Genomic DNA, 2,209 nt, shown 5'->3' with positions numbered 1-2,209 from the left:
CATTTGATCGGGTGCTGATCCGAAAGAAATGCCAGGCATAAAAAATCCCCGAACCAGTCGGGGATTTTTTATATGCGATCAATCAGCCCAAAGGCGGATCAATCTTCGCGGTAGCGACGCAGCTTCAGCTGCTTACCGGCAACGCGAGTGTCTTTGAGCTTGGCCAGCAGTTTTTCCAGACCGTCTTCCGGCAGCTCCACCAGGGAGAAGCTGTCACGAACCTGGATGCGACCGATGGCTTCACGTGCCAGGCCACCCTCATTGAGGATAGCGCCCAGCAGGTTCTTGGCGGCGATGCCATCACGCGCGCCCAGCGCGGTACGGCAGCGAGCACGACCTTCAGCCAATGGAACCGGAGCGCGACGCTCACGATCACCACGGTCTGGACGGTCACCGGTACGCTCTGGACGATCACCGCGTGGCGCGTTGTTCGGTACCAGTGGGCGTTCTTTCTCGATCGCTGCCAGGGTCAGGGCCTGACCGTTGGTGGCTTTGCGCAGCAGAGCTGCAGCCAGGGCACGTGGGGTGCAACCGATATCGGCAGTCAGGCGGTCCAGCAGGTCGCAGTGGGTCGATTCAGCGTCAGCCACCAGCGGCGACAAGCTGTTGGTCAGTTTCTTGATGCGAGCATCGAGAACGGCCTGGGCATCCGGCAGGCGGACTTCGGCAACTTTCTGACCGGTTACACGCTCGATCACTTGCAGCATGCGGCGCTCACGCGGAGTCACCAGCAGCAGTGCACGACCTTCGCGACCCGCACGGCCGGTACGGCCGATACGGTGAACGTAGGACTCTGGATCGTAAGGCATGTCAACGTTGAACACGTGAGTGATACGTGGAACGTCGAGGCCACGGGCGGCAACGTCGGTCGCCACAACGATGTCCAGACGGCCATCCTTGAGGGAGTCGATCACGCGCTCACGTTGGTTCTGGGCAATGTCACCGTTCAGCGCAGCGGCTTTGTAGCCTTTGGCTTCCAGGGCACTGGCCAGGTCCAGGGTCGCTTGCTTGGTGCGCACGAACATGATCAGGGCGTCGAAGTCTTCGACTTCCAGCAGGCTCAATACAGCCGAGGTCTTCTGGTCAGCGTGAACCAACAGGTGAGCCTGTTCGATCGCGGTAACGGTCTGAGTCTTGGTCTGGATCTTCACGTGTTGCGGATCGCGCAGGTGGCGTTCGGCAATGGCACGGATCGACTGTGGCAGGGTGGCCGAGAACAGTACGGTCTGACGGGTCGGTGGCAGTGCTTTAAAGATGACTTCCAGGTCATCCATGAAGCCCAGCTTCAACATTTCGTCAGCTTCGTCCAGAACCAGGTGGTTCACGGTCGACAGGACTTTCTCGTCACGACGCAGGTGGTCGCACAGACGGCCCGGCGTGGCGACAACGATCTGTGCGCCGTTACGGATTGCTTTAAGTTGTGGGCCCATAGGCGCGCCGCCGTAAACGGCCACAACGGTTACGCCTGGCATTTGCTTGGCGTAGGTTTCAAAAGCGGTTGCTACTTGCAGCGCCAACTCACGGGTTGGCGCCAGGATCAGGGCTTGCGGCTCGCGCTTGGCAGGATCGATGCAGTGCAGGATAGGCAGGGCGAACGCGGCGGTTTTACCGGTACCGGTTTGCGCCTGGCCAATCATGTCCTGGCCGGCCATGATGATCGGGATCGATTGCTGCTGAATAGCCGAAGGTTCTTCGTAGCCGGTCGCGATGACGGCAGCGAGAATGTTCGGGTTAAGATTAAAAGCGGCGAAGCCGCCGGTTTCCTGGGTCATGGGTCTGCCTCTAAGTGCATCCGCAAAGACCCATGCTCCAAAGCTGCGCATGCCGTGTTGAGACTCAAGAGTCGCCCTGGCTGCTTTGTCGGCGGGGATTTGCGAAAACGAATGAATGAAAAAGATTCGTCAAGGGAGAGTCCGCTGTGCGGACGTGCAGCCGAAGCTGACTTCGGGGAATTGCGCTACCTAAACGCGGCCCGGTTAAAGGCCGGCGCGCACTATACCGGAAATAGCTGAAAAAGGGAGCTTTTTTTATCCGAAAGTGCCGATATACCGCGCTGCGTCACCTTCTTTGCGTATACCCGCGCCAAGGTCTATTTTTCAAAGGCCCGGCCCTGTTGGTCACAACACTTAAACGGTTCACCTGCCCATTAAGGCCCACTGGTCTAAAACCCTACCCAAGCCCCCGAGGCCACCCCCGATGAATCAAGCCA

Annotated in this window: 1 protein-coding gene; it reads right to left on the bottom strand. The window is 59.0% G+C overall.

Annotated features, from left to right (window positions below):
- Window positions 1-98 precede the first annotated feature (98 nt).
- Window positions 99-1,772 carry a DEAD/DEAH box helicase gene (locus FEM54_RS30995; protein ID WP_138454115.1) on the bottom strand — a complete coding sequence of 558 codons (1,674 nt, stop codon included), beginning with the start codon at window positions 1,770-1,772 and terminating at the stop codon, window positions 99-101.
- Window positions 1,773-2,209: the final 437 nt, after the last annotated feature.

It is taken from the genome of Pseudomonas edaphica, assembly GCF_005863185.1.
Classification (GTDB): Bacteria; Pseudomonadota; Gammaproteobacteria; order Pseudomonadales; family Pseudomonadaceae; genus Aquipseudomonas; species Aquipseudomonas edaphica.
The sequence above is the reverse complement of the archived record's forward strand: the minus strand, read 5'-3'. Positions and strand labels throughout refer to the sequence as shown.

What these genes read in the sequence shown, in the direction of transcription:
- FEM54_RS30995 (WP_138454115.1), bottom strand. Translation starts at nt 1,772, where the DNA reads ATGACCCAGGAAACCGGCGGCTTCGCCGCTTTTAATCTTAACCCGAAC.